This is a genomic window from Bartonella sp. AU18XJBT (assembly GCF_028618595.1).
Taxonomy (GTDB): Bacteria; Pseudomonadota; Alphaproteobacteria; order Rhizobiales; family Rhizobiaceae; genus Bartonella.
In genome coordinates this window covers 1-20,559 of record NZ_JAQITE010000030.1, presented here as the reverse complement: position 1 = coordinate 20,559, position 20,559 = coordinate 1, and the positions used below count along the sequence as shown (strand labels likewise).

Sequence of the window (20,559 nt, the reverse complement as noted above, 5' to 3'; positions counted from 1 at the left end):
ATACGAATTTACTCAAGGAGCATCATGATGAAAAAGATGATCAGGTTAGCGGTATTATCAGCAATGTCAACAGCAACCGTTTTGATGCCGCTAAATGCAACGCTTGCGGATATGACATGGTATCATAGTAACTCTATCTCGAGAGAAATAGATGATATGAGGAAGAATATGACTAAACAAACAGATGATATGATTAGGAAAATGAGGAGGGAAGCTGCTGTTTCACATAGCAAACGTGGCTTTTTTTCTGATGATTTCCAAAAGTTTGTTGATGATTTCCGAAAGCGTTTTGATGACGACAGAAGAAGATTTAAAGCCAAACATGAAAGGTTTGTAGCCAAACATAATAAGACGGAACAACAACAACAACATCATCATCATCATCATTATTATCATGTTGCAAACAAAACATATCATTACGTCGAGCGCAAAAAGACAAAACACAGTAATGTTCATATAGACAACTCAGGAGATGGTTTAGCCGTGGGTATTCTTGGTCTTGCAGCAGGTACGATTCTTGGTACAGTTTTACAAAAACCAGAACAGCCACAAGTGGTTTATCAAATAGTACCACAAAATCAGGTGATTTATCGAGAAGTTCCGCAAAATCAAAGGGTTTATCAAGTGCAGCAAACGGTGGAATATGAGCCACTCCAGCAATCATCAGAATCTGATTGGCTTAACTATTGCAAGAAAAAATACCGTTCCTTCAACCCTAAAACAGGAACTTTTCGAGACCGCAATGGTTTGGAACAGGTTTGTTATGCTCCAATAAATTAACTTTTTTACAACTTTCTAAAAAAATCTTACATGGCAAAAAAACGCTTCAAAGCGTTTTTTTGTTTGTTCATATATTAAAATCTTGAAGAAAAGGATTATTTTGGCGCTCATAGCCTATACTGCTTTTGGGACCATGCCCACAGATAAAACAAACATCATCGCCTAAGGGTAAAACTTTTTCTCGAAGAGATTGCATCAATTTTTCATGAGAACAGAAGGGGAAATCAGTACGTCCAATAGAACCACGAAAGAGCACATCACCCAAGAGGGCTAAACGCTCTTTTTCATTGAAATAAATAACATGACCAGGGGAATGTCCTGGGGTGTGAAAAACCTTAAATACATGTCCAGAAAAATGAACGCACTCACCATCTTCTAACCATTGGTCAGGAATACAGTTGCAAGCATCAATGATGCCGTAATTTTTTGCACTGTCGCTCACGGCATCCATCACAGGCTTATCATCGCGATGTGAACCGATAATTTTTACATTAAGCGCTTCTTTCACTTGCATTGCTGCTCCCACATGATCAAAATGACCATGTGTTATCCAAATAGCTTCAACGATAACACCATTCTTTTCGATTACGTCTTGAATCCGCGGCCAATCACCACCAGGATCAACGAGAACCCCCCTTTTACACTCACTATCAAAAAGCAAAGTGCAATTTTGTTGGAATGTGGTAACTGGAATAATATGTATACTAAGACTACCCATAATATCCTTTTCAAAAGTCACTTTTTAAAATTTATAAATAGAACTTTCTCTCCTTTAAGATAAAGGTGCTGCTCGACAGCTTTATACAACTTATGTAAACTTGCATTTTGTGTAAACTAAATTTTTGTCAAGGTTTTGAAGAATGACCAATCACGTTCAAGTTTTGTGTGATGACGCACCTCACCTTCTTGTGATTGATGACGATACACGTATTCGCAATCTTTTATTTCAGTTTCTCATTAAAAATGGATTTCGTGTTTCAGTTTCAGCCAATGCTAATGAAGCAAGACGACTGTTGGCAAGTTTAGATTTTGATCTTCTTATTGTTGATGTCATGATGCCTGGAGAAAACGGTATTGATCTTACTCATTCATTCCGCCAAACAAAAGATGTTCCTATTTTAATGCTAACAGCTTTATCAGAAATAGATAATCGTATCCGTGGATTAGAAGCAGGGGCAGATGATTATCTGGCTAAGCCGTTTGACCCTCGTGAACTTCTCCTTCGCATCAACGCCATTTTACGACGTGGTTTTCTATCGAACCAGCCTAAAATTGAGCAAATCGTTTTTGGTCCTTATATATTTTCAATTTCACGACGCGAACTCAAAAAAGGAGGAGAAATTATTAAATTAACAGATAAAGAACAAGAAATGATGGTCATTTTTGCCGAAAATGCAGGCGATACAATTCCGCGCCATAAATTCGCGACCGATGACAGCAATATAAGTGAACGTGCCATTGATGTGCAGATCAACCGCCTTCGTCGTAAAATCGAAAAAAACCCAGCTCTGCCTATATGGCTCCAAACCGTGCGAGGAATAGGGTATAAACTCTCTATTGAATAGGCACCAGAATGATCAAACCTTTAAGATTTTTTCTTCGATGTTTAACAAAAAAAATGCCTAAACGGCTTTATGCTCGCTCTTTAATCATTATTATCGCTCCCATGGTGCTTCTGCAAACGGTCATTGCTTATGTCTTTATGGAACGCCATTGGCAAATGGTAACCGAGCGTCTTTCAACGGCTGTCGTGCATGATATTTCAGCCATTATTGATATTCTTGAAACATATCCACAACAAGATAACTATGAAGATATTAAGCGTATTGCACAACAACGCATGGGATTAAACATTTCTATTCTATCTCCTACTTCCTTACCCCCTCCTGGACCTAAGCCATTTTTTGCAATTCTTGACTATTTTTTAAGTGAAGAAATCACCCGCCAAATTAACCGTCCCTTCTGGATCGATACCGTAGGAGATTCTGATCTTGTTGAAATCCGTATCCACCTTGGTCACAACATCTTACGCGTCTTTGCTCCACGCAGCCAAGCCTATGCTTCCAACACTGCTATTTTTTTAAGCTGGATGGTAGGAACAGCTCTTGTTTTATTGCTGATAGCAATTTACTTTTTGCGCAACCAAATCAAACCCATTCAACAATTGGCTGAGGCAGCAGAAAGCTTTGGACGCGGTCGTCCTTTACCAAAAGGATTTCAACCACAAGGAGCTGAAGAAGTTCGTCGTGCAGGCATCGCTTTTTTACGCATGCGTGAACGTATTGAACGCCAAATTGAACAACGTACCATGATGCTCTCCGGGGTAAGTCATGATTTAAGAACCATTCTTACACGCTTTAAACTTCAGCTAGCATTAGTAAATACTGACTTTGATATTAAACCGCTTGAGCAAGATGTAAGTGACATGCAAAATATGTTAGAAGATTATCTTGCTTTTGCTCGTGGTGAAGGAAGTGAAAGTGTCAAGACTTTTGATTTAAATGCTCTTATGCAAAAATTCTCCGCCGATGCTCATCTCCACAAACGTCAATTTTCCTACACCATTGAAGGTCCTACAGAAATACAAGTACGTCCCCGTGCTTTCACACGCTTGGTCAGCAATCTTGTATCAAATGCATTTTGTTACGGCACAACCGTTAAACTAACAGCTAACTCTCAACAAGAATCTTTTATATTGATCATCGATGATAATGGACCTGGAATTCATGAAAATATGCGCACAGAAGTTTTTAAGCCATTCTTTCGACTTGATAAGGCGCGAAATCAAGATGCAAGTGGAACAGGACTTGGTCTTTCTATTGCTCAAGACATAGCACGCAGCCATGGTGGCAATATACAATTAGATGAAAGCCCACTCGGGGGATTACGCGCTATTCTTGATATCCCCCTATGAGCAATATTTCAGCAAACCATCTGTAAAAATAACAGACTGTGTATTTTAGGCATTCCCTACAGTTTCAAACAAAGTGTACTGCAGTGCCTTGTAAGCACTTTCTCCCGACAAAGCAACCATCTGAAATGCAACATAATGGCTTTCACAGGCTTTAAGTGCATGTATCAACAATGTTTCAACCTGTATATGAGATGGATGCATCCCACCAGCCAAAAGAAGACCTTGCCGATAAATGACTGAATTATTCCTTTGCCAGTAATCAAAATGTCCCAACAACAACTTTTCATTAATTGCTAGCAATAAGCGCTGTATTTCAGCTGTTCGAGCATTCTTAATAGAAAGATCAAACGAACAAGCCAAATGAAGCGCTTCATGCTCTTCCATCCATGAAAAAGCAAGACGATAGTTTGCGCGTTTTCCTTCCACACAAACGCTAATTTCATCTTGCGCATCCCGCTCAAATGACCAATCATATTCGCAGGCAATCTGTTCAATAAAGTCAACAGGGTGCTCTTTTCTTTCTGTGGCGCAAAATGCAAGCCTCATCACAATCCTCAATCATCTTAAAACATTGTCAACAGAATATAAACCGTCTAAACTGTAACAATATTTTGCTACAATCAGAACCTTTACACCAAACCAAATACACATAAAAACATCGACTGTACACAAACACCCAGAACACAATCGCGCTGTTTAGGGCAACCTGATAGTCATAAAACGAATCATCAAGTCTTTTCAGTGTATTGATACAATTTCATAGCGCCAGCCCCCCTGATTCAAAAAAATGTATTTTACCCCCAAAAAAAATCAAAAATAAACAAATGCTCCGCTCTAACAGACTCAAGATTAAGCATTTTTTAGTTTCACGCATCATATTGAAAACTTGGGGATATTTCTTTGAAAATTCTTTTTTAAGAACCTATTGTACTTTTTTGTGTCTGCATTCTTTTTCAATCATCTTTTTCTAAATCATCAAGGCGCCTTTTCAAATCAGCATTATCAGCATGGATTTTCAGCACCATCTCCTTAAAAGTCTCAAACTCTTCGCGAGAAACAAGATCAAGTTTGTTTGCTATCTTTTCAGCCTGCACACGAAAAGCTGTTCCAGCTTCACGTCGTATACCTTGCGCGACGTCAGCAGCATCTGTTGCTAATTTTGCTAATTCATCAAGAATACGATTTGATCCATTACGCATAACATTTTCCCTTAAATTTTAATTATTGACGCACGCATTATAGCGTATTCTCATAACATTTAGATACTGTAATTTGTTCCTTTTACCCTATAATTTTACACACTGTACCGATTTTTCATGACGGTTTTGTTTAAGATTTTTTAATATTCTTTTTATCACCATATTTTTTACCGCGATAAACCAGTGGAAATCTATCCGCCTTTCTGACTATCCTCCCTACTGACTTGACCATTGTGCATTCATCTGTCATTTCTGATCATCAGAGTCACTTCATATTCATCTCGTATAATGTAAGATGCTTAATTCATGAACAATCTGTCTTGTCCAGCCATTGCTTTTCCGTCTTTTCTTGATCCTGTCATTATCCAGCTAGGTCCCATAGCACTTCATTGGTATGGACTTGGTTACGTGGTGGGTATTCTTTTTGCTTGGTGGTATGCGCAAAAATTATTAAAAAAAACATCTCTATGGTATAGAGACCACCCTCCTATGGATAAAGAAAAGATCGGAGATTTTGTTGTTTGGTCTGCTATAAGTGTTGTTGTCGGAGGGCGTTTAGGACAAGTTCTTGTATGGGATCCTATTTACTATTTTAACCATCCAAGTGCTATCATTGCCGTATGGGATGGGGGAATGTCCTTTCATGGCGGACTTATTGGTATTATCATTGCTATGATCTGGTTTGCCCGTAAAAATCATATTAACATACGAGCCATGTTTGATATCATTGCTGCAGGTGCTCCTATTGGTATCGGCATTGTACGAATTTGCAACTTCATCAACCAAGAGTTATGGGGCAATATTACTACACGTCCTTGGGCGGTTTGTTTTCCTCTCGATCCTCATTATCTACCGCGCCATCCAAGCCAGCTTTACGAAGCATTCATGGAAGGATTTCTTCTCTTCATCATCCTTTGTCTTCTTATTTTTGGGTTCAAAGCATTAAAACGCCCTGGAGCTGTTGCGGGAACATTTATTATAGGCTACGCAATAGCACGTAGCATTTCTGAAGTTTACCGTGCGCCTCAAGAAGATCCAGAATGGTTTTCGACTCTTTTCCATTCTACTGGTTTTACCTATGGCATGGCTTTATCTCTTCCCATGCTTCTTTTAGGATTTTATCTTCTTCTCCACGCCTTTAAATATAAATCGACAGAAAATGGCCAATCTAAAAGAAAAAATTAAAGAAATTATTGCCCGTAATGGACCAATCACTGTTAGCCAATATATGACGTTGGCACTTACCAACCCTCAATTTGGTTATTATCAAACACAAACGCCTTTTGGACGTGCTGGTGATTTCATTACAGCACCTGAAATAAGCCAATTATTTGGAGAGATGATTGGCATTTGGACTCTCGCAAGCTGGAATGCTCATGGTTGTCCTCACTCTTTTATCCTCGCTGAAATAGGTCCAGGACGTGGAACTCTCATGGATGATGTTTTGCGTACCATTCAAAAATTATCCATGACAGCATTTAATGCTGCTGAAATTTTTCTGATCGAAATAAGCAAAAAACTCGCAAAAGAACAAAAAAAGCGCCTTTGCTCTTATCAAAAACAAATCCATAGCATTGAAAATTTTAATCAAATTCCTTCAAAACCACTCTTCCTCATTGCTAATGAATTTCTCGATACACTCCCTATCAACCAATATATTAAAGTCAATGGAGAATGGAGAGAGCGCTGCATTACAGTCAATCAAAATGGAGATTTCATCTTTGTTTCTACCTCACATAAACTTCCCTCTTCTTGTCTACAAACCTATTGTTCTAAAGTGCCTGACGGAACAATTTTTGAACATGCCCCCTTACGGCATCAATTCATGCAACAAATCAGCCACCATTTAGTGCAAGTGACAGGTTCTGCTTTACTTATAGACTATGGTGCTTGTGAACTTGCCTTTGGTGATACCTTGCAAGCACTGTCAAAACATAGATTTCGTGATGTTTTTGATGCCCCTGGGGAACATGATTTAACATCCCATGTTGATTTTTCTTTTTTAAAATACATAGCTCTTGAACAAGGTTGTTTTGCTGAAATCTTCGAGCAAGGAGAATTTCTTTTAAAAATGGGGCTGCTGGAACGCGCAAAACAGCTTGGAGTTGGCAAAAGTGCTACACTACAAGACAAAATCCGCCAAGACATCGAACGGCTCGCTGGTCCAGATCAAATGGGAAAACTATTTAAAGTTTTACACTTCAGTGATAAAAACATCTCCATACCTCCCCAATTTTGATGATCGGCGCTTTTATTAATATGCACATCATTATCTGAAATATTCATTGACAAATATGACAATCTCCACCACTTTAAATACCCCCATAAGGAACTTTTATGCAGCCTATCCCTCATCCCATTCTTGCAAAAAATCTTTCTACTTTACACACCCATGGGATAAAACATGGTTTTTTTACGCGTCAAGGTAGTGTTTCAAAAAGTCTTTACCAAAGCCTTAATGTTGGCCAAAGCTCAAATGATCACCCTGAACATATTGCACAAAACCGCACTTTGGTTGCTCATTATTTTGATGTTGAGGTACAAAATTTAGTCACTGTCAATCAAATACACTCTTGTGAAGTCGTTATCGTTGATAAAGCTTTTATCGGCTCCCCTCCTAAAGCCGATGCTCTCGTTACGACTACAAAAGATCTTGTAATTGGGGTTCTTACAGCAGATTGTGGACCCATTCTTTTTGCTGATCCACAAGCTGGAGTCATCGCTGCAACTCATGCCGGCTGGCGTGGAAGCTTAAATGGAATTATCGAGAAAACAATTGCTGTTATGGAAAAACAAGGAGCCAAAAGACAATCAATAACAGCAGCCCTTGGACCTTGTATTGCTCCTTGTCACTATGAAGTAACAAGTGAATTTTACGACCAATTTATTGATTGCCACAGCAAGTACCAAAAATATTTTATAAAAACAGACAAAATAAATCACTTTTACTTTAATTTATGGGCATTCATTATAGATCAACTCAAAGAATCAGGCGTTAATGCTTCTTGTGTAGAGCTTTGTACCTATCAAGATGAACAGCGTTTTTTCTCCTATCGCCGTGCAATACACCGCAACGAACCTGATTACGGACGGCAAATTTCTGCTATTATGCTGAAAAACAAAAGATGAGCCCTTTTATGCTTTAAAACCATACCAAAACTGTAAAAATAAACTTTTTATCCAAATGTAAAAATACATCCCATTGTATTTTGATTTTTTCACGAAATCATCTACCAGCCCATAAAATATGGTAGCTTTTTCTCTGAATCATTTTCAATGTTTAGTTATAATGATTGAAGGCAAGATGATACTCCTTTTATTACTCCCCTTCATTCATCTTCAATATGAAACATTCCCAATATTGAAAGTATTTTTTATAAAGTAATAACCAAAAAGCTTAATCAATATGTATTTTTTTGCCGCATGGAGAAAAAACTTTGCTCTAAAAGTAACAAACTTTTGGAAAAAGAGAAAACATACCGCATAGCTCTTTAATAATAATCGATAAAATTGTAAGGCTTTTGTAATTGTTCTCTTGCAATTTAATAAAAAGAAATTAAAAACCGTGTCGCATTCCCACCATGATGATTCAGAGGTTCTACTATGAAACTTTTCTGCGGAAATTCTAATCCACGCCTAGCTGAAGATGTTGCAAATTATTTGAACATCCCCTTAGGCAAAGCAACTGTAAAGCGCTTTGCTGATCAAGAAATTTTCGTAGAACTACATGAAAATGTACGTGGACAAGATGTTTTTGTTTTGCAATCTACATCCTATCCTGCAAATGATCATTTGATGGAATTGCTCATCATGATTGATGCGCTTCGTCGTTCTTCGGCACGTCGCATCACAGCTGTTATCCCTTATTTTGGCTACGCTCGCCAAGATAGAAAACCAGGACCACGGACTCCTATTTCTGCAAAACTTGTTGCAAATCTGATTACTGAAGCAGGTGCTCATCGCGTTTTAACATTAGATCTTCATGCAGGACAAATTCAAGGTTTTTTTGATATCCCTACGGATAATCTCTATGCTGTTCCTGTCATTTCTCGCGATGTCAAAGTGCATTATTCTCTTGAAAATGTTATCGTTGTTTCACCTGATGTGGGTGGTGTGGTCCGCGCGCGCGCTCTCGCCAAGCGCTTGAACAGTTTGCTCGCTATTGTGGATAAACGTCGCGAAAGCCCCGGTGAATCAGAAGTTATGAATATCATTGGAGATGTATCGGGAAAAGATTGCCTTTTGCTTGATGATATTGTTGATTCAGGTGGAACTTTATGCAATGCAGCAAGTGCTCTGCTTAAACATGGTGCCAATAGTGTCACGGCTTATATCACGCACGGTGTTCTTTCTGGTAATGCGATCGAACGAATTACCAATTCAGAGATGAAAGAACTGGTTATTACAGATTCAATTATGCCAACACAAGCTATTGAAAAAGCCCATAACATCCGTGTTTTGCCCATTGCCGACCTTATTGGAGAAGCAATAGCAAGGACAGCAGCAGAACAATCGGTTTCCAGCTTATTTGGTTAAAGTGGTTCCTTGGGGTCTCCTGGTGCTGTTTCAACACCAAGATCAGGAAAGGCAACAATACGTTGACCACTAAAATGCGTATGAATAACAATAAGTCCACGCTCTTCAAAGTAGGTTAAAAGTCGGCGTGCACGGCTTAAAGAATGAGTCCCATAAAGACGTGCTAAAAATGCATCAGATGGACATGGCTTTCCCCCTAATGCGGCTTGTGCCACGTTCAAGAAGACTCCTTGAACATCTTCTTCCAAACTCTCTGATATCTGCAAAATATGTTTCCAATGTTCACTAACAGCCGTTTGTTCATCAACAAAAGCCTGAGCAATAGCCAATTTGCGCCGAAATTGTGAAAGATTAAAAGGAACCTTTGACATACCATGGATACGACAACGCACTGAAAAATCTTGATAAAGCACCGCTGTTGAACGATAAAAAGCCTCAGAATCCTCAAGAATTTCCCGAATAATATGTTCTGCTTGGCCGTCACGCTCAACATCAGAAAGTTCAGGAAATAAACTCGGGTTTTCTTCCAACAACTCTTGTTTTTTATGCACTACCTCCTCTAACATCTCGTGCATTGATTTTTCCCTCATCGGCTCTCGTGTTTGTTTAAATGGTGTTAAAATTTCCTCTGGTGAAGCCGTAAAAACGAGCTCTTGCACATCATCCCGCTCTGTTGGAAGTGGCATTAATTTAGGGCTAGAAGAGCGTGCCAAAGTTTCAACAGAACCGATAATGATTGGTAAAGGACGTCGTGATAAAGCGGGGCCTAAAGCTATAAAATTCCCCCGCTCAAGATCTCTAAACATTTCCGCTTGGCGACGCTCCATGCCCAAAAGATCAGCAGCGCGCACCATATCAATATCCAAAAAAGTCCGCCCTATTAAAAAGTTTGAAGCTTCGGCAGCAACATTTTTGGCCAGCTTAGCCAAACGTTGTGTCGCAATAACACCAGCAAGACCACGTTTACGCCCTCGACACATAAGATTGGTCATAGCACTAAGAGAAATCTTACGTGCTTCATCAGAAACCTCTCCTGCCGCAGTTGGAGCAAACAATTGTGCTTCATCGACAACGACAAGCATAGGATACCAATAATCACGTTCCACATCAAACAGCGCCCCAAGGAAAGCTCCTACAGCACGCATCTGTTGTTCAGTATCCAAGCCCTCAAGATTAAATACCACTGAAACCCGATGTTGTCGAATGCGATGGGCAATACGAGTCAATTCTAATTCACTACGTTGAGCCTCTACAATAACATGACCAAATTTATCTGCCAAAGTTACAAAATCGCCTTCTGGATCAATTACACAATGCTGCACCCACTTAGCACTTTGCTCCAAAAGACGGCGTAAAAGATGTGATTTCCCTGAACCGGAATTACCTTGTACAAGAAGACGTGTCGCCAATAATTCTTCCAGATCAAGAAGTGCTGGCATCGATTTATGCAAAGCACGACTCTCTGACATATCACCCAAGGCAATCTCAACCTTCATAACATCTCCAGTGTTTGATTTTGAACATATCAGCGCCAGCGCATATTGGTTGATTCTCCATCCATACCGTAATTTGTAACATTTCCTCCTTTTTAACGGTAGAAATCATCGATTTTTCCCACAACTCTTGCATCTATGAATAGTTTGAATTATAGAACAAACTTCTGCGTAGACACCCTTGGAGGCAACGCAGAATGGAGCGATCGCTGTTGGTTAGCGCATATCTTCATATCCATGCAAAAACTATTACTGTTTTTGAAGGATCTCCAATCATGTAAAAAGGACTTAAATTATGAGCAAAAGCTACACTCTTAAGGCCGAAAAACGCGAGCGGGTTGGTAAGGGGTCCTCCCGTGAACTTCGCCGCAACGGTCTTATTCCTGCTGTCATTTATGGTGAAAAACAACCTCCCTTGGCAATAACAGTTCCCTATAAAGAAATTTTCTACAAGATTCATGCCGGTGGCTTTCGTACCACCATTGCAACGATTATTCTTGACAAGCAAAAAATTATGGTTTTGCCTAAAGATTATCAATTAGATCCCGTGCGTGACTTTCCCCTCCATGTAGATTTCTTACGCATTTCAGCAAAATCCGTTGTAGAAGTGAATATTCCTGTCCACTTCCTCAATGAAGATACAGCACCTGGACTTAAAAAGGGTGGTGTTCTCAATATTGTCCGGCACGAAATTGAATGTACTGCTCCAGCAAGTGCTATTCCTGAAGCTATTGAAATTGATCTCTCCAGCTACTCTATTGGTGATTCTATTCACATTTCAGCAGTGCAACTGCCAAAAGATGTGACTCCCATCATCCAAGATCGAGACTTTACCATTGCAACCATTGCAGCTCCTGCTGGCATGGATGTCAGCGATGAAGCTTCTGAACAAGAAAATGATGAAGAGAACACGCAAACTTCATAAAACTCAAAAGGCGGGAATTTTTTCCGCCTTAATTTATGAGATATTACCCTTATTCATACTTTGACTGAAGATACACATGTGGCTTATTGCTGGTCTTGGTAATCCTGGTTTACAATATCAAAATAACCGCCATAATATCGGTTTTATGGCTGTTGATGCCATTTATCAGTCCTTCTCTTTTTCTCCATGGTCGAAGAAGTTTCAAGCAGAAATCTCCAATGGTTTTATAAATAATGAGAAAATTTTTCTTATAAAACCACAAACTTTCATGAATCTCTCTGGTCAAGCTATTGGTGAAGCTTTGCGATTTTATAAATTAGATCTGAAGAATTTGATCATCATTTATGATGAGTTAGATCTGTCACCTGGAAAAGTTCGTATAAAAATTGGTGGAGGAAATAATGGGCATAATGGCATTAAGTCTATTGATGCCCATTGTGGTACTAACTATTGTCGTATACGCATAGGAATTGGTCATCCTGGAAGCAAAAAACTTGTTCATCAGCATGTTCTGGGGAATTTTACCAAATCTGATCAAGAATGGTTATCCCCTCTCTTAGAGACAATTGCAAAAAATATCGCTCTCCTTATAAAAGATGACAAATCCCTCTTTATGAATGAAATTTCACAAACGATAAAAAACCGCTCCTCTTTATAGAATCCTTCTATAATGTATCGATTTATAATCAATTAATTATTTTGAACGTTGAATAAAAATTTTCAAAATCACAAGGTTCATATCAAATCTGTTGATAATAAAATAATTAAAACCATTAGTTTGCGTGTCACCGTCATGTGGAGCATATAGATAAGAACTCTTGAAAAAAGAAAAAATGCCTCTTATAAACTTTCTCAAAGGCAAAATCTGTTGGCAACGTGAGAAGCTAGAAAATAGAATAAGAATACAAGCTTATGTACACTTTTGAAAAAGAAAGGCTTATCTTCTCTTTTGAGAGAAAGAGAAGATTGAACAGAAAAACAAAAGATTCAAACGGCTCTCTCCAATCTTCTCTCCCAAATTAAAAAAAATCATTTGGCTGAATGGTCGACTGTAGCGGATCATAGCCATTTGATTGTTGATTATAAGCTGTAGGAATACTCCTATTGTTTTGTAATACCACAACACGCGAACCAACGGGAACACGATCATAAAGATCGATAATATCTTGATTAAGCAGACGAATACACCCACTTGAAATAGCACGCCCAATTGACCAGGATTCGTGTGAACCATGAATACGGAAAAGTGTATCTTTCCCATTTTTGAACAAATAAAGTGCCCGCGCACCTAATGGATTATCGGGTCCTGGTGGCATTCCTTTCCCAAGATGACCATAACGTTCTGGTTCTCGAGCCATCATAGCTGCAGTAGGAGCCCAATTTGGCCACCGACGCTTGCGCTGTATAACCCCCTCACCTTCAAATGCTAAACCTTCCTTACCAACTCCAATCCCATAACGTAAAGCTTTTCCATTTTCACCAATAAGGTAAAGAAAACACTCTTGCGTATCGATAACCAATGTTCCAGGCGCATAAGATGTATAATAAATCACTTCTTGTCGCCAAAACTTTGGATCAATTGTCGCAAGATCAACAGCTGGTAACGAATAGCTCTCATTCGTTACAGGACCGTACAAAGCCTGTATTTCTGGCGGAATGTATCGAACTTGTTGAAAAGGAATCGATGACATATCTGACTGACGTGTAGCACATCCAGCCAAAGCTAAAAGTGCTGCAATTAAAAAGGCACAACGAGATAACACTCTTCTATTTTCTCCGATTAATTATTTATGCAGATTTGCATACCATGAAAAACTTAGCACAATATTAACATTAATTCGAAGTTTTCTTATCCTTAAGACTAAGGAAAGCATTAAGATAAGAAGAACTAAGGTAAAAAAGCAGATTATTTGTTACTTTAGACTTTTTTCTCACTTATCGCAACACAAAGACTATAACTCTTCTGAAAATATGCTATAAAAAAGAAGCTTTATCTTGACTATAAAATCAAAAGAAAAGAAAGACTCTCATGGGCTTTAAATGCGGTATTGTCGGATTACCTAATGTTGGGAAATCAACTCTTTTTAATGCACTAACAAAAACAGCCACTGCACAGGCTGCCAATTATCCTTTTTGTACCATTGAACCCAATACCGGTGAAGTTGCTGTTCCAGATTTCCGAATGGAAAAAATTGCATCAATCGCTGGTTCAAAAGAAATGATTCCTACACGCATTAACTTCGTTGATATTGCAGGGCTTGTACGAGGAGCTTCAAAAGGTGAAGGTTTAGGAAACAAATTTTTAGCCAATATTCGCGAAGTCGATGCCATTGTCCACGTTTTACGCTGTTTTCAAAATGAAGATATTACCCATGTAGAAGGACGTATTGATCCCGTTTGTGATGCGACAACGGTTGAAACCGAACTCATGCTCGCGGATCTTGAAAGTCTTGAGCGACGAATCGTACAAATTCGTAAGCGAGCAATCGGAAAAGACAAAGAAGCTCTCACAATTTTACCCATTATGGAAAAAGCATTAAACATACTGCAACAAGGAAACCCTGTCCGGTTATTACTCAAAGATATCTCTTCCGATGAACACTACATTCTTAAAAGCTTGAATCTTTTAACCTCCAAGCCTGTACTTTATGTTTGTAACGTAAGCGAAAATGACGCCGCTCATGGAAATAGCTTTACCCAAACAGTTGAAAAAATGGCAACAGAGCAAAATGCGCAAAGCATTATCATTTCTGCTTCTATTGAAGCGGAAATCACACAATTGAGTGATGCTGAAGCATCAGAATATCTCGATGCTCTAGGACTCTTTGAACCAAGTTTAAATCGCCTTATTCGCGCTGGGTACCATTTACTTGATCTTATTACTTACTTCACCTGCGGACCTAAGGAAACACGAGCATGGACAATTACGCGTGGTACAAAAGCTCCCCAAGCCGCTGGCGTTATTCACTCAGATTTTGAGCGCGGCTTCATTCGTGCCCAAACCATCAGTTACGATGACTATATTGCTCTGGGTGGAGAAAGCGGTGCAAAAGAAGCAGGAAAAGCCCGTGATGAAGGAAAAGAATATATTGTGCAAGATGGCGATGTCATGTTATTTAAACATAATACTTAAATCTTCACTCTGTCTTAATAGTTTATCTTGAAAACTTTGTAATAGGTCCTTGGAATCTTGTCGCAAAAGCTCCCAAGAGTTTTTTGAACAAAAACCGTTGCTAGCATATGATTATGATAGCAACAGTTTTATCCATTAAAGAATGGAAATATAAAATTAGCGCGTCCAACGCCCTTCGTATTTAAATGTTGGAGCGTCCTTTAAAGAATCCTTTGTCGCATTTGTAATGAGTTTCCATTTACCATAATCATTTGTCATCTGGATTGTTTCTGGAGAAACGACCACATAACTCTCGCCTATGCCAAGAAAACCACCAACAGCAACAACAAACCCTGCGATATTATTTTCACGTAAAATAATATCTTTTACTTCACCAATATTTTCATCTTCTATATTATATACATTGGCGCCTATAAGGCTGGAAGCAACAAAATCCGTTGCTAAAGGTGTCACATAACGCACAGACTTATCTACCCCCACCTGTACAATACCCGTCGAAGAGATCATTTCAGGTTTTGAAGGCACTTCAAAAGACTGAGCGTAAGTACTAGAAACCATAAAAATTGACATAAGAGTAGTACATGCAATTTTTTTCATTTTAACATCTCCCTTTTTACTTTGCTTTTACTTTACAAAACCTCAATGCATCATAAAAAGATTTGTTCCTTATGCTCTTTATACTCTATACTCTTTCAAGCCTTGTCGCTTTACCATTTTCTCTTTATTTCGTCTTTTGTTTCTTTCTCTAACTCTTCTTCTAAACCACACCAAATACGATTTTTTAAAATATAAACAAGCCCTGCAAAAATGATTAAAAATAAAATAACACGAAAACCGGTTTTTTTGCGAATTTCCATATGAGGATCGGCAGCCCACATCAAAAAAGCAGAAACATCGCGCGCATAATGTTCAATGATTTCTGGGGTTCCATCTTCATAAGCAACCATACCATCACTCAAAGGAGGAGCCATAGTTAAAGAATTACCGGCAATAAAATAAGGATTATACCAATAACCATTCGCAATTTTTAGCTCCTTCGGTGCCTTCTGATATCCTGTTAAAAGAGCTGTAATATAATCTGGACCGGCTGTGTCATAATGAGTCAATACATCAGTAATTAAAGCAGAAAACGGCCAAGATACCCCACGTGCACGTGCCATCAATGACAAATCTGGAGGATAAGCACTATTCAAAATAAATCTTGCTTCTTCTTCATGTGCAAAGGGAGAAGGAAAATAATCCGTTGCAACTCCAGCACGTTTAAAAAATTTTCCTTCTCGATTAGGACCATCGCGCACTTCATATTGCCCTGCCAAAGCTTTAATCTGTTCTTGATCATACCCAAGAGCTTTTAAATTGCGAAAAGCCACATACTTTAGTCCATGACAGCTGGAACAAACTTGTTTATAAACCTTTAATCCACGCCTCAATTGCGCCTTATCATAAAGCCCAAATGGACCTGAAAAACTCCATTCTTGTTTTTTAGGAATCCGTAAAGGAAGAGAAGTAAATCCCTCCTCCTGATCAGAGGCATCTCTCGCTAAACTCTGAGCAGAAAAGCTCATAGCAACGATAACAATTATTCCGACAAAAACATTTACCATAGTCTCTTTTTTTTCTGTTTTAAATCTTGCATAATTGAAGAAGGAAGAGAACAATTTTTTTCAAACGCTGGCAAAATCGGCAAAATAATCAAAAAAAATATAAAATAATAAACCGTAGCCAATTGCGTCCATAAAAGAATTTTGTCATTTATTTCTCTTGATCCCAACCAACCAAGAAAAACGACATCAATAACCAACGCCCAAAAAAAAATTTTATAAACAGGTCGATATCTTGCTGAACATATTTTAGAGCGGTCTAACCATGGCACAAAAATTAAAATACAAATCGAACTGACGAATAAAACAAAACCCACAAAAGTTGAAGGGAAAATACCAATATCAAAAGTTATAGCACGAAGTATCGCATAAAAAGGCAAAAAATACCATTCTGGAACCACACGAAGAGGTGCCTTTAAAGGATCTGCCACATTATAATTTTCAGCCTGCCCCATATAATCGGGCATATAAAACAAAAACCAAGCAAAGAAGATCAAAAAAACAGTAATAGAAAAAATATCTTTGATAAGCGCATAAGGCGAAAATGGAACTGTTTCCTTATCTGATTGTATAGCAAGACCCGTTGGATTGCCTTGTCCAACACAATGGATTGCCCAAATATGCAGCCCTACAAAAAGAAGCAAAACAAATGATAAAACATAATGGAAAACATAAAAACGATTCAACGTTGGTTGTCCCACGCCATAACCACCCAGAAGTGTCTCATGCAACCATGTCCCCACCAAAGGTATCGTTTTTAAAAGCCCTGCAATCACTGAAGCCGCTGAAATAGACATCATCCCCCAAATAAGCACATAACCAAAAAATGCTATTGCCATCATGATGATGTAAATAAAAATACCTGTAATCCACACCATTTCTCGCATATTTTTATAAGAACCATAATAAAGTCCACGTGCCAAATGGATATAAACAGCAATAAAAAAAAACGAAGAGCCTACAGAATGCCATGGACGAAAAAGCCACCCAAACTGCCCTTCACGTCGAAATCGTTCACTAGTTTCAAAAGCCAAATTAATATCTGGAACATAATGCATAGCCAAGACAATACCAGTCAAGAGCTGTGATAAAAGCATAATGATCAAAATACCGCCAAATGTGTAAAAGTAATTAAGATTACGCGGAACAGGAAAAATGACAAATACATTATAAAAAAAACGAGGAAGAGGTAAGCGTTTATCAAACCAACGAGCAAGAGAATTTTTAGGACAATAAGGAGGAAACCTTGCCATAACCTTATCCTATTTTGAGCAAAGTATCAGAAAGAAATTGGTAAGGTGGAATAGCCAAATTATAGTTAGCTGGACCTGACCGCACTCTTCCAGCGGTATCATAAACAGACCCATGACAGGGACACAGCCATCCTCCAAATTTACCCGATTGCCCAAGTGTTACACAGCCTAGATGCGTACAAAGATTAATAACAATAAGCCAATTTTCACGTCCTTTCCCTGCTGAACGCGCAAAATCTGTTGCTTCTTTTTCACCTTCAAGATTAGGATTGCGCGCTTGACGATCTTTTAGAACACTCAATTCTGTAGCGCGCGCATCAGCAATTTCTTTTGTCGTACGATTTCGAATAACAACAGGCTGTCCTCGCCACTTTACCGTCACCGACATCCCCTCTTCAATACCAGAAAGATCAACCTCAACTGAGGAAGATGCCAAAACAGCTTCATCTGGACGCAACTGATGGATAAAAGGCCACGCAACCGCTCCCATTCCAACTGCTCCTGCAACAGCTGTTACCAAAAACAGAAAATCCCGCCTCGTTTGCTCACCCATAGACTTAACTTAAAGAGACATTTTGCTAAAACATTCTTTTACCATACCCTCTCCCATTGTACAATGCTTGATCACTCAGTTTCCTCAACCATAAAAACATCCCCGTAAAAAACTCCTGCCATTTGTATGCTTTATACAACAAACTGTTTTATAATGATAATTCATCGTTTTACAGAGTGAATGAAATCCTGAAACACCGTCAATTTCTTTCATTTCAAACCTATTCATATTAATCAATCAAAATTACCCCTCCCTGTGAAAAACGAAGATAGCGTGTAAATAAATACTTCTAAAGAAAGATAGTCTTGTTATGATCCGAGCTCAGTAAATAAGTTGAGCTTATCGGTTATTTCTTTAACACATTTACAGCATCTCTCCCTTCCTCAATTCCAACTGGTTGAATGAGTATTTTTTCCGCCTCTGCTTTTGCATAAAAAGCATATTTTGTTGATTTCCATTAAAATGAATGATCTAACCTCTTTAAATATCCCACTTTTCAACATTACAAGGCATTGATTTATAATGATAATTCACTGTTTTGTATGTTAAATGAGAGTCCCGAATAGCGTAAGATTCTCTCATTTCAAATCTGTTTATGTTGAATCAACTAAAACCACTTACTTGCACATAACAAGTGGGATGAGTGTGTGGATCAAATTTGTATAAGAAAGGACTAAAAATGGCTCTTATGAACCGTCTTAATGCAAGGGCTGTCGCAACATTGGGGGCTGGCAAATATAACGATGGTGCTGGCTTGTTACTTCATAAGCGTAAAGATGGAGGTGCTCAATGGATTTACCGTTATACCATTCATGGTCGTCGTCGTGAAATGGGCTTGGGTGCCTTGAGAGATGTTTCTTTAAAACAAGCCCGTGAATTGGCAACTGGGTGGCGCTCTGTTTTACGTGAAGGGCGTGACCCCATTAAAGAACGTGAGAAACAAAAGCGTGAGGCAATAAGTAATCTCCATTACTTAAAAGACATTGCTTTAGAGACTTTTGAAAATCGTAAAGCTGAATTAAAAGGGGATGGTAAAAATGGACATTGGTTTTCACCTTTACAACTTTATATTCTTCCCAAATTAGGCTGTCTTCCTGTGTCAGAGATTACACAAACAGAGATACGGAATGTTCTTGCTCCCATTTGGCATACAAAAGCTGGAGCTGCTCGGACAGCATTGATACGTCTCAAACTTTGTCTCAAACATGCTGCTGCATTAGGTTTGGATGTTGATTTACAAGCAACCGAAAAAGCACGCGCTCTTTTAGGAAAACAACGCCATAAAGTCAAAAATTTACCTGCAATGGATTGGAAAGATATACCAGCTTTTTATCAAACACTTTGCGAAGCATCAACCCTAACACAACTGGCTTTGCGTTTGCTTATCCTTACAGGGGTTCGCTCTAACCCTTTACGTCATATTCATAAGGATCAAGTTGAGGGTAATATATGGACTATCCCTGCTGAAAATATGAAAGGCAAGCGTGATGCTACAACAGAATTTCGTGTGCCCTTATCAACTGAAGCATTAGACATTTTAAAACAAGCGCGCTCACTTTCTCGCAATGATTTCTTCTTTTCTGCAACCGGTCGCGGTCCCCTTGCTGATAGTTGTATGGCTCAATACATGAGAGACAATAAACTTAAAGCCTGCCCCCATGGGTTTCGCTCTAGTTTACGCGATTGGCTTGCTGAAACAACCGATGCCCCCTATGAGGTCGCTGAAACCATTCTAGCTCATACGGTAGGTGGTAAAGTAGAACGTGCCTATCGTCGTACTGACTATCTAGAACAGCGCCGTGTCTATATGGATAAATGGGCGGCATATGTCACAGGTCAATCTTAAGATATGGGGTGAATAACCCCATTATCTGTGGATAACTTTAGCTCTCTTGTCTCTCATTCTTTCTCAATAAGATTCATAAATTATCACATTACAAATTATATGATAAAATATTGTTTTCTATAAATAAAATACCTTCAAAAATGAACCAAAATGTGGTTAATAAATAGTTATGATTTGTTCTCATTTTTTGATAGAAAGGAAATTATTATGACAGAAAATGATATTCTTTTGACAGACCGTGAAAGTGCAAAATTGCTTCATATGAGTGTCTCAACATTCCGCCGTCATGTTACCAATGGCTCTTTGCCAAAACCTTTAAAATTTGG

The 20,559-nt window shown here is 38.6% G+C and carries 21 protein-coding genes; 12 read left to right on the top strand and 9 right to left on the bottom strand.

Annotated features, from left to right (window positions below; genetic code table 11):
• Window positions 1-27 precede the first annotated feature (27 nt).
• The gene (locus tag PVV60_RS07880) at window positions 28-780 is read left to right on the top strand and encodes a BA14K family protein (protein ID WP_273724129.1); all 753 of its coding nucleotides are present in this window, start codon (window positions 28-30) and stop codon (window positions 778-780) included.
• Window positions 781-847: 67 nt separating this feature from the next.
• On the opposite strand, the gene PVV60_RS07875 is transcribed toward PVV60_RS07880, so the two are convergent.
• Window positions 848-1,498, bottom strand: coding sequence for an MBL fold metallo-hydrolase (locus PVV60_RS07875; protein WP_273724128.1), 651 nt, complete (start codon window positions 1,496-1,498; stop codon window positions 848-850).
• Window positions 1,499-1,640: 142 nt separating this feature from the next.
• Here PVV60_RS07875 and PVV60_RS07870 point away from each other — a divergent pair, with 142 nt between their 5' ends.
• Window positions 1,641-2,345: a response regulator gene (locus PVV60_RS07870; protein WP_273724127.1), complete on the top strand. Its 705-nt coding sequence runs from the start codon at window positions 1,641-1,643 to the stop codon at window positions 2,343-2,345.
• Window positions 2,346-2,353: 8 nt separating this feature from the next.
• Complete coding sequence (locus PVV60_RS07865) at window positions 2,354-3,694, top strand: ATP-binding protein (RefSeq protein WP_273724126.1); 1,341 nt, start codon at window positions 2,354-2,356, stop codon at window positions 3,692-3,694.
• A gap of 45 nt (window positions 3,695-3,739) precedes the next feature.
• Here PVV60_RS07865 and PVV60_RS07860 read toward each other — a convergent pair whose 3' ends face one another.
• Window positions 3,740-4,240, bottom strand: coding sequence for a YbjN domain-containing protein (locus tag PVV60_RS07860; RefSeq protein ID WP_273724125.1), 501 nt, complete (start codon window positions 4,238-4,240; stop codon window positions 3,740-3,742).
• A 407-nt stretch (window positions 4,241-4,647) separates the two neighbouring features.
• Window positions 4,648-4,893: an accessory factor UbiK family protein gene (locus tag PVV60_RS07855; protein ID WP_273724124.1), complete on the bottom strand. Its 246-nt coding sequence runs from the start codon at window positions 4,891-4,893 to the stop codon at window positions 4,648-4,650.
• A gap of 306 nt (window positions 4,894-5,199) precedes the next feature.
• Here PVV60_RS07855 and lgt point away from each other — a divergent pair, with 306 nt between their 5' ends.
• From lgt to PVV60_RS07835, 4 genes are all read left to right on the top strand, one after another.
• Window positions 5,200-6,078: a prolipoprotein diacylglyceryl transferase gene (gene lgt / locus PVV60_RS07850; protein ID WP_273724123.1), complete on the top strand. Its 879-nt coding sequence runs from the start codon at window positions 5,200-5,202 to the stop codon at window positions 6,076-6,078.
• Window positions 6,053-7,132, top strand: coding sequence for a class I SAM-dependent methyltransferase (locus PVV60_RS07845; RefSeq protein ID WP_273724122.1), 1,080 nt, complete (start codon window positions 6,053-6,055; stop codon window positions 7,130-7,132). Before lgt ends, PVV60_RS07845 begins: the two co-directional genes overlap by 26 nt.
• A 98-nt stretch (window positions 7,133-7,230) precedes the next feature.
• On the top strand, window positions 7,231-8,022 hold the full coding sequence (gene pgeF, locus PVV60_RS07840; protein ID WP_273724121.1) for a peptidoglycan editing factor PgeF: 792 nt from the start codon (window positions 7,231-7,233) through the stop codon (window positions 8,020-8,022).
• A 474-nt stretch (window positions 8,023-8,496) separates the two neighbouring features.
• Window positions 8,497-9,429, top strand: a complete 933-nt coding sequence (locus tag PVV60_RS07835; protein WP_273724120.1) for a ribose-phosphate pyrophosphokinase — start codon at window positions 8,497-8,499, stop codon at window positions 9,427-9,429.
• On the opposite strand, the gene PVV60_RS07830 is transcribed toward PVV60_RS07835, so the two are convergent.
• On the bottom strand, window positions 9,426-10,925 hold the full coding sequence (locus PVV60_RS07830; RefSeq protein ID WP_273724119.1) for an ATP-binding protein: 1,500 nt from the start codon (window positions 10,923-10,925) through the stop codon (window positions 9,426-9,428). The two genes, PVV60_RS07835 and PVV60_RS07830, sit on opposite strands and share 4 nt — an antisense overlap.
• Window positions 10,926-11,217: 292 nt before the next feature.
• Between PVV60_RS07830 and PVV60_RS07825 the strand changes: the two genes are divergently transcribed.
• Together PVV60_RS07825 and pth are read left to right on the top strand one after the other, a co-directional pair.
• Window positions 11,218-11,847, top strand: coding sequence for a 50S ribosomal protein L25/general stress protein Ctc (locus tag PVV60_RS07825; protein WP_273724118.1), 630 nt, complete (start codon window positions 11,218-11,220; stop codon window positions 11,845-11,847).
• 76 nt (window positions 11,848-11,923) lie between these two features.
• The gene (gene pth, locus PVV60_RS07820) at window positions 11,924-12,505 is read left to right on the top strand and encodes an aminoacyl-tRNA hydrolase (protein ID WP_273724117.1); all 582 of its coding nucleotides are present in this window, start codon (window positions 11,924-11,926) and stop codon (window positions 12,503-12,505) included.
• A 361-nt stretch (window positions 12,506-12,866) separates the two neighbouring features.
• On the opposite strand, the gene PVV60_RS07815 is transcribed toward pth, so the two are convergent.
• On the bottom strand, window positions 12,867-13,610 hold the full coding sequence (locus tag PVV60_RS07815; protein ID WP_273724116.1) for a L,D-transpeptidase: 744 nt from the start codon (window positions 13,608-13,610) through the stop codon (window positions 12,867-12,869).
• 266 nt (window positions 13,611-13,876) lie between these two features.
• On the opposite strand from PVV60_RS07815, the gene ychF reads away from it, so the two are divergent.
• Window positions 13,877-14,980, top strand: a complete 1,104-nt coding sequence (gene ychF / locus PVV60_RS07810) for a redox-regulated ATPase YchF (RefSeq protein ID WP_273724115.1) — start codon at window positions 13,877-13,879, stop codon at window positions 14,978-14,980.
• Window positions 14,981-15,136: 156 nt separating this feature from the next.
• On the opposite strand, the gene PVV60_RS07805 is transcribed toward ychF, so the two are convergent.
• From PVV60_RS07805 to petA, 4 genes are all read right to left on the bottom strand, one after another.
• On the bottom strand, window positions 15,137-15,577 hold the full coding sequence (locus PVV60_RS07805) for a PRC-barrel domain-containing protein (RefSeq protein WP_273724114.1): 441 nt from the start codon (window positions 15,575-15,577) through the stop codon (window positions 15,137-15,139).
• Between the two features lie 110 nt (window positions 15,578-15,687).
• The gene (locus PVV60_RS07800; protein ID WP_273724113.1) at window positions 15,688-16,584 is read right to left on the bottom strand and encodes a cytochrome c1; all 897 of its coding nucleotides are present in this window, start codon (window positions 16,582-16,584) and stop codon (window positions 15,688-15,690) included.
• Window positions 16,578-17,834: a cytochrome b N-terminal domain-containing protein gene (locus tag PVV60_RS07795; RefSeq protein ID WP_273724112.1), complete on the bottom strand. Its 1,257-nt coding sequence runs from the start codon at window positions 17,832-17,834 to the stop codon at window positions 16,578-16,580. The genes PVV60_RS07800 and PVV60_RS07795 overlap by 7 nt, the downstream gene beginning before the upstream one ends.
• Window positions 17,835-17,838: 4 nt before the next feature.
• Window positions 17,839-18,387: a ubiquinol-cytochrome c reductase iron-sulfur subunit gene (gene petA / locus PVV60_RS07790; RefSeq protein WP_273724111.1), complete on the bottom strand. Its 549-nt coding sequence runs from the start codon at window positions 18,385-18,387 to the stop codon at window positions 17,839-17,841.
• 679 nt (window positions 18,388-19,066) lie between these two features.
• Here petA and PVV60_RS07785 point away from each other — a divergent pair.
• Together PVV60_RS07785 and PVV60_RS07780 are read left to right on the top strand one after the other, a co-directional pair.
• Window positions 19,067-20,233 (top strand): site-specific integrase, encoded by a 1,167-nt coding sequence (locus PVV60_RS07785; RefSeq protein WP_273724110.1) that lies wholly within the window; start codon window positions 19,067-19,069, stop codon window positions 20,231-20,233.
• Between the two features lie 207 nt (window positions 20,234-20,440).
• A partial coding sequence (locus tag PVV60_RS07780) for a helix-turn-helix transcriptional regulator (RefSeq protein WP_404977302.1) occupies window positions 20,441-20,559 on the top strand: 119 nt, incomplete at its 3' end.

Excerpts from the sequence above, each read along its gene's own strand:
- PVV60_RS07880 (WP_273724129.1), top strand. The coding sequence starts at position 28 with ATGAAAAAGATGATCAGGTTAGCGGTATTATCAGCAATGTCAACAGCA.
- PVV60_RS07875 (WP_273724128.1), bottom strand. The coding sequence starts at position 1,498 with ATGGGTAGTCTTAGTATACATATTATTCCAGTTACCACATTCCAACAA.
- PVV60_RS07870 (WP_273724127.1), top strand. The coding sequence starts at position 1,641 with ATGACCAATCACGTTCAAGTTTTGTGTGATGACGCACCTCACCTTCTT.
- PVV60_RS07865 (WP_273724126.1), top strand. The coding sequence starts at position 2,354 with ATGATCAAACCTTTAAGATTTTTTCTTCGATGTTTAACAAAAAAAATG.
- PVV60_RS07860 (WP_273724125.1), bottom strand. The coding sequence starts at position 4,240 with ATGAGGCTTGCATTTTGCGCCACAGAAAGAAAAGAGCACCCTGTTGAC.
- PVV60_RS07855 (WP_273724124.1), bottom strand. The coding sequence starts at position 4,893 with ATGCGTAATGGATCAAATCGTATTCTTGATGAATTAGCAAAATTAGCA.
- lgt (WP_273724123.1), top strand. The coding sequence starts at position 5,200 with ATGAACAATCTGTCTTGTCCAGCCATTGCTTTTCCGTCTTTTCTTGAT.
- PVV60_RS07845 (WP_273724122.1), top strand. The coding sequence starts at position 6,053 with ATGGCCAATCTAAAAGAAAAAATTAAAGAAATTATTGCCCGTAATGGA.
- pgeF (WP_273724121.1), top strand. The coding sequence starts at position 7,231 with ATGCAGCCTATCCCTCATCCCATTCTTGCAAAAAATCTTTCTACTTTA.
- PVV60_RS07835 (WP_273724120.1), top strand. The coding sequence starts at position 8,497 with ATGAAACTTTTCTGCGGAAATTCTAATCCACGCCTAGCTGAAGATGTT.
- PVV60_RS07830 (WP_273724119.1), bottom strand. The coding sequence starts at position 10,925 with ATGAAGGTTGAGATTGCCTTGGGTGATATGTCAGAGAGTCGTGCTTTG.
- PVV60_RS07825 (WP_273724118.1), top strand. The coding sequence starts at position 11,218 with ATGAGCAAAAGCTACACTCTTAAGGCCGAAAAACGCGAGCGGGTTGGT.
- pth (WP_273724117.1), top strand. The coding sequence starts at position 11,924 with ATGTGGCTTATTGCTGGTCTTGGTAATCCTGGTTTACAATATCAAAAT.
- ychF (WP_273724115.1), top strand. The coding sequence starts at position 13,877 with ATGGGCTTTAAATGCGGTATTGTCGGATTACCTAATGTTGGGAAATCA.
- PVV60_RS07805 (WP_273724114.1), bottom strand. The coding sequence starts at position 15,577 with ATGAAAAAAATTGCATGTACTACTCTTATGTCAATTTTTATGGTTTCT.
- PVV60_RS07800 (WP_273724113.1), bottom strand. The coding sequence starts at position 16,584 with ATGGTAAATGTTTTTGTCGGAATAATTGTTATCGTTGCTATGAGCTTT.
- PVV60_RS07795 (WP_273724112.1), bottom strand. The coding sequence starts at position 17,834 with ATGGCAAGGTTTCCTCCTTATTGTCCTAAAAATTCTCTTGCTCGTTGG.
- petA (WP_273724111.1), bottom strand. The coding sequence starts at position 18,387 with ATGGGTGAGCAAACGAGGCGGGATTTTCTGTTTTTGGTAACAGCTGTT.
- PVV60_RS07785 (WP_273724110.1), top strand. The coding sequence starts at position 19,067 with ATGGCTCTTATGAACCGTCTTAATGCAAGGGCTGTCGCAACATTGGGG.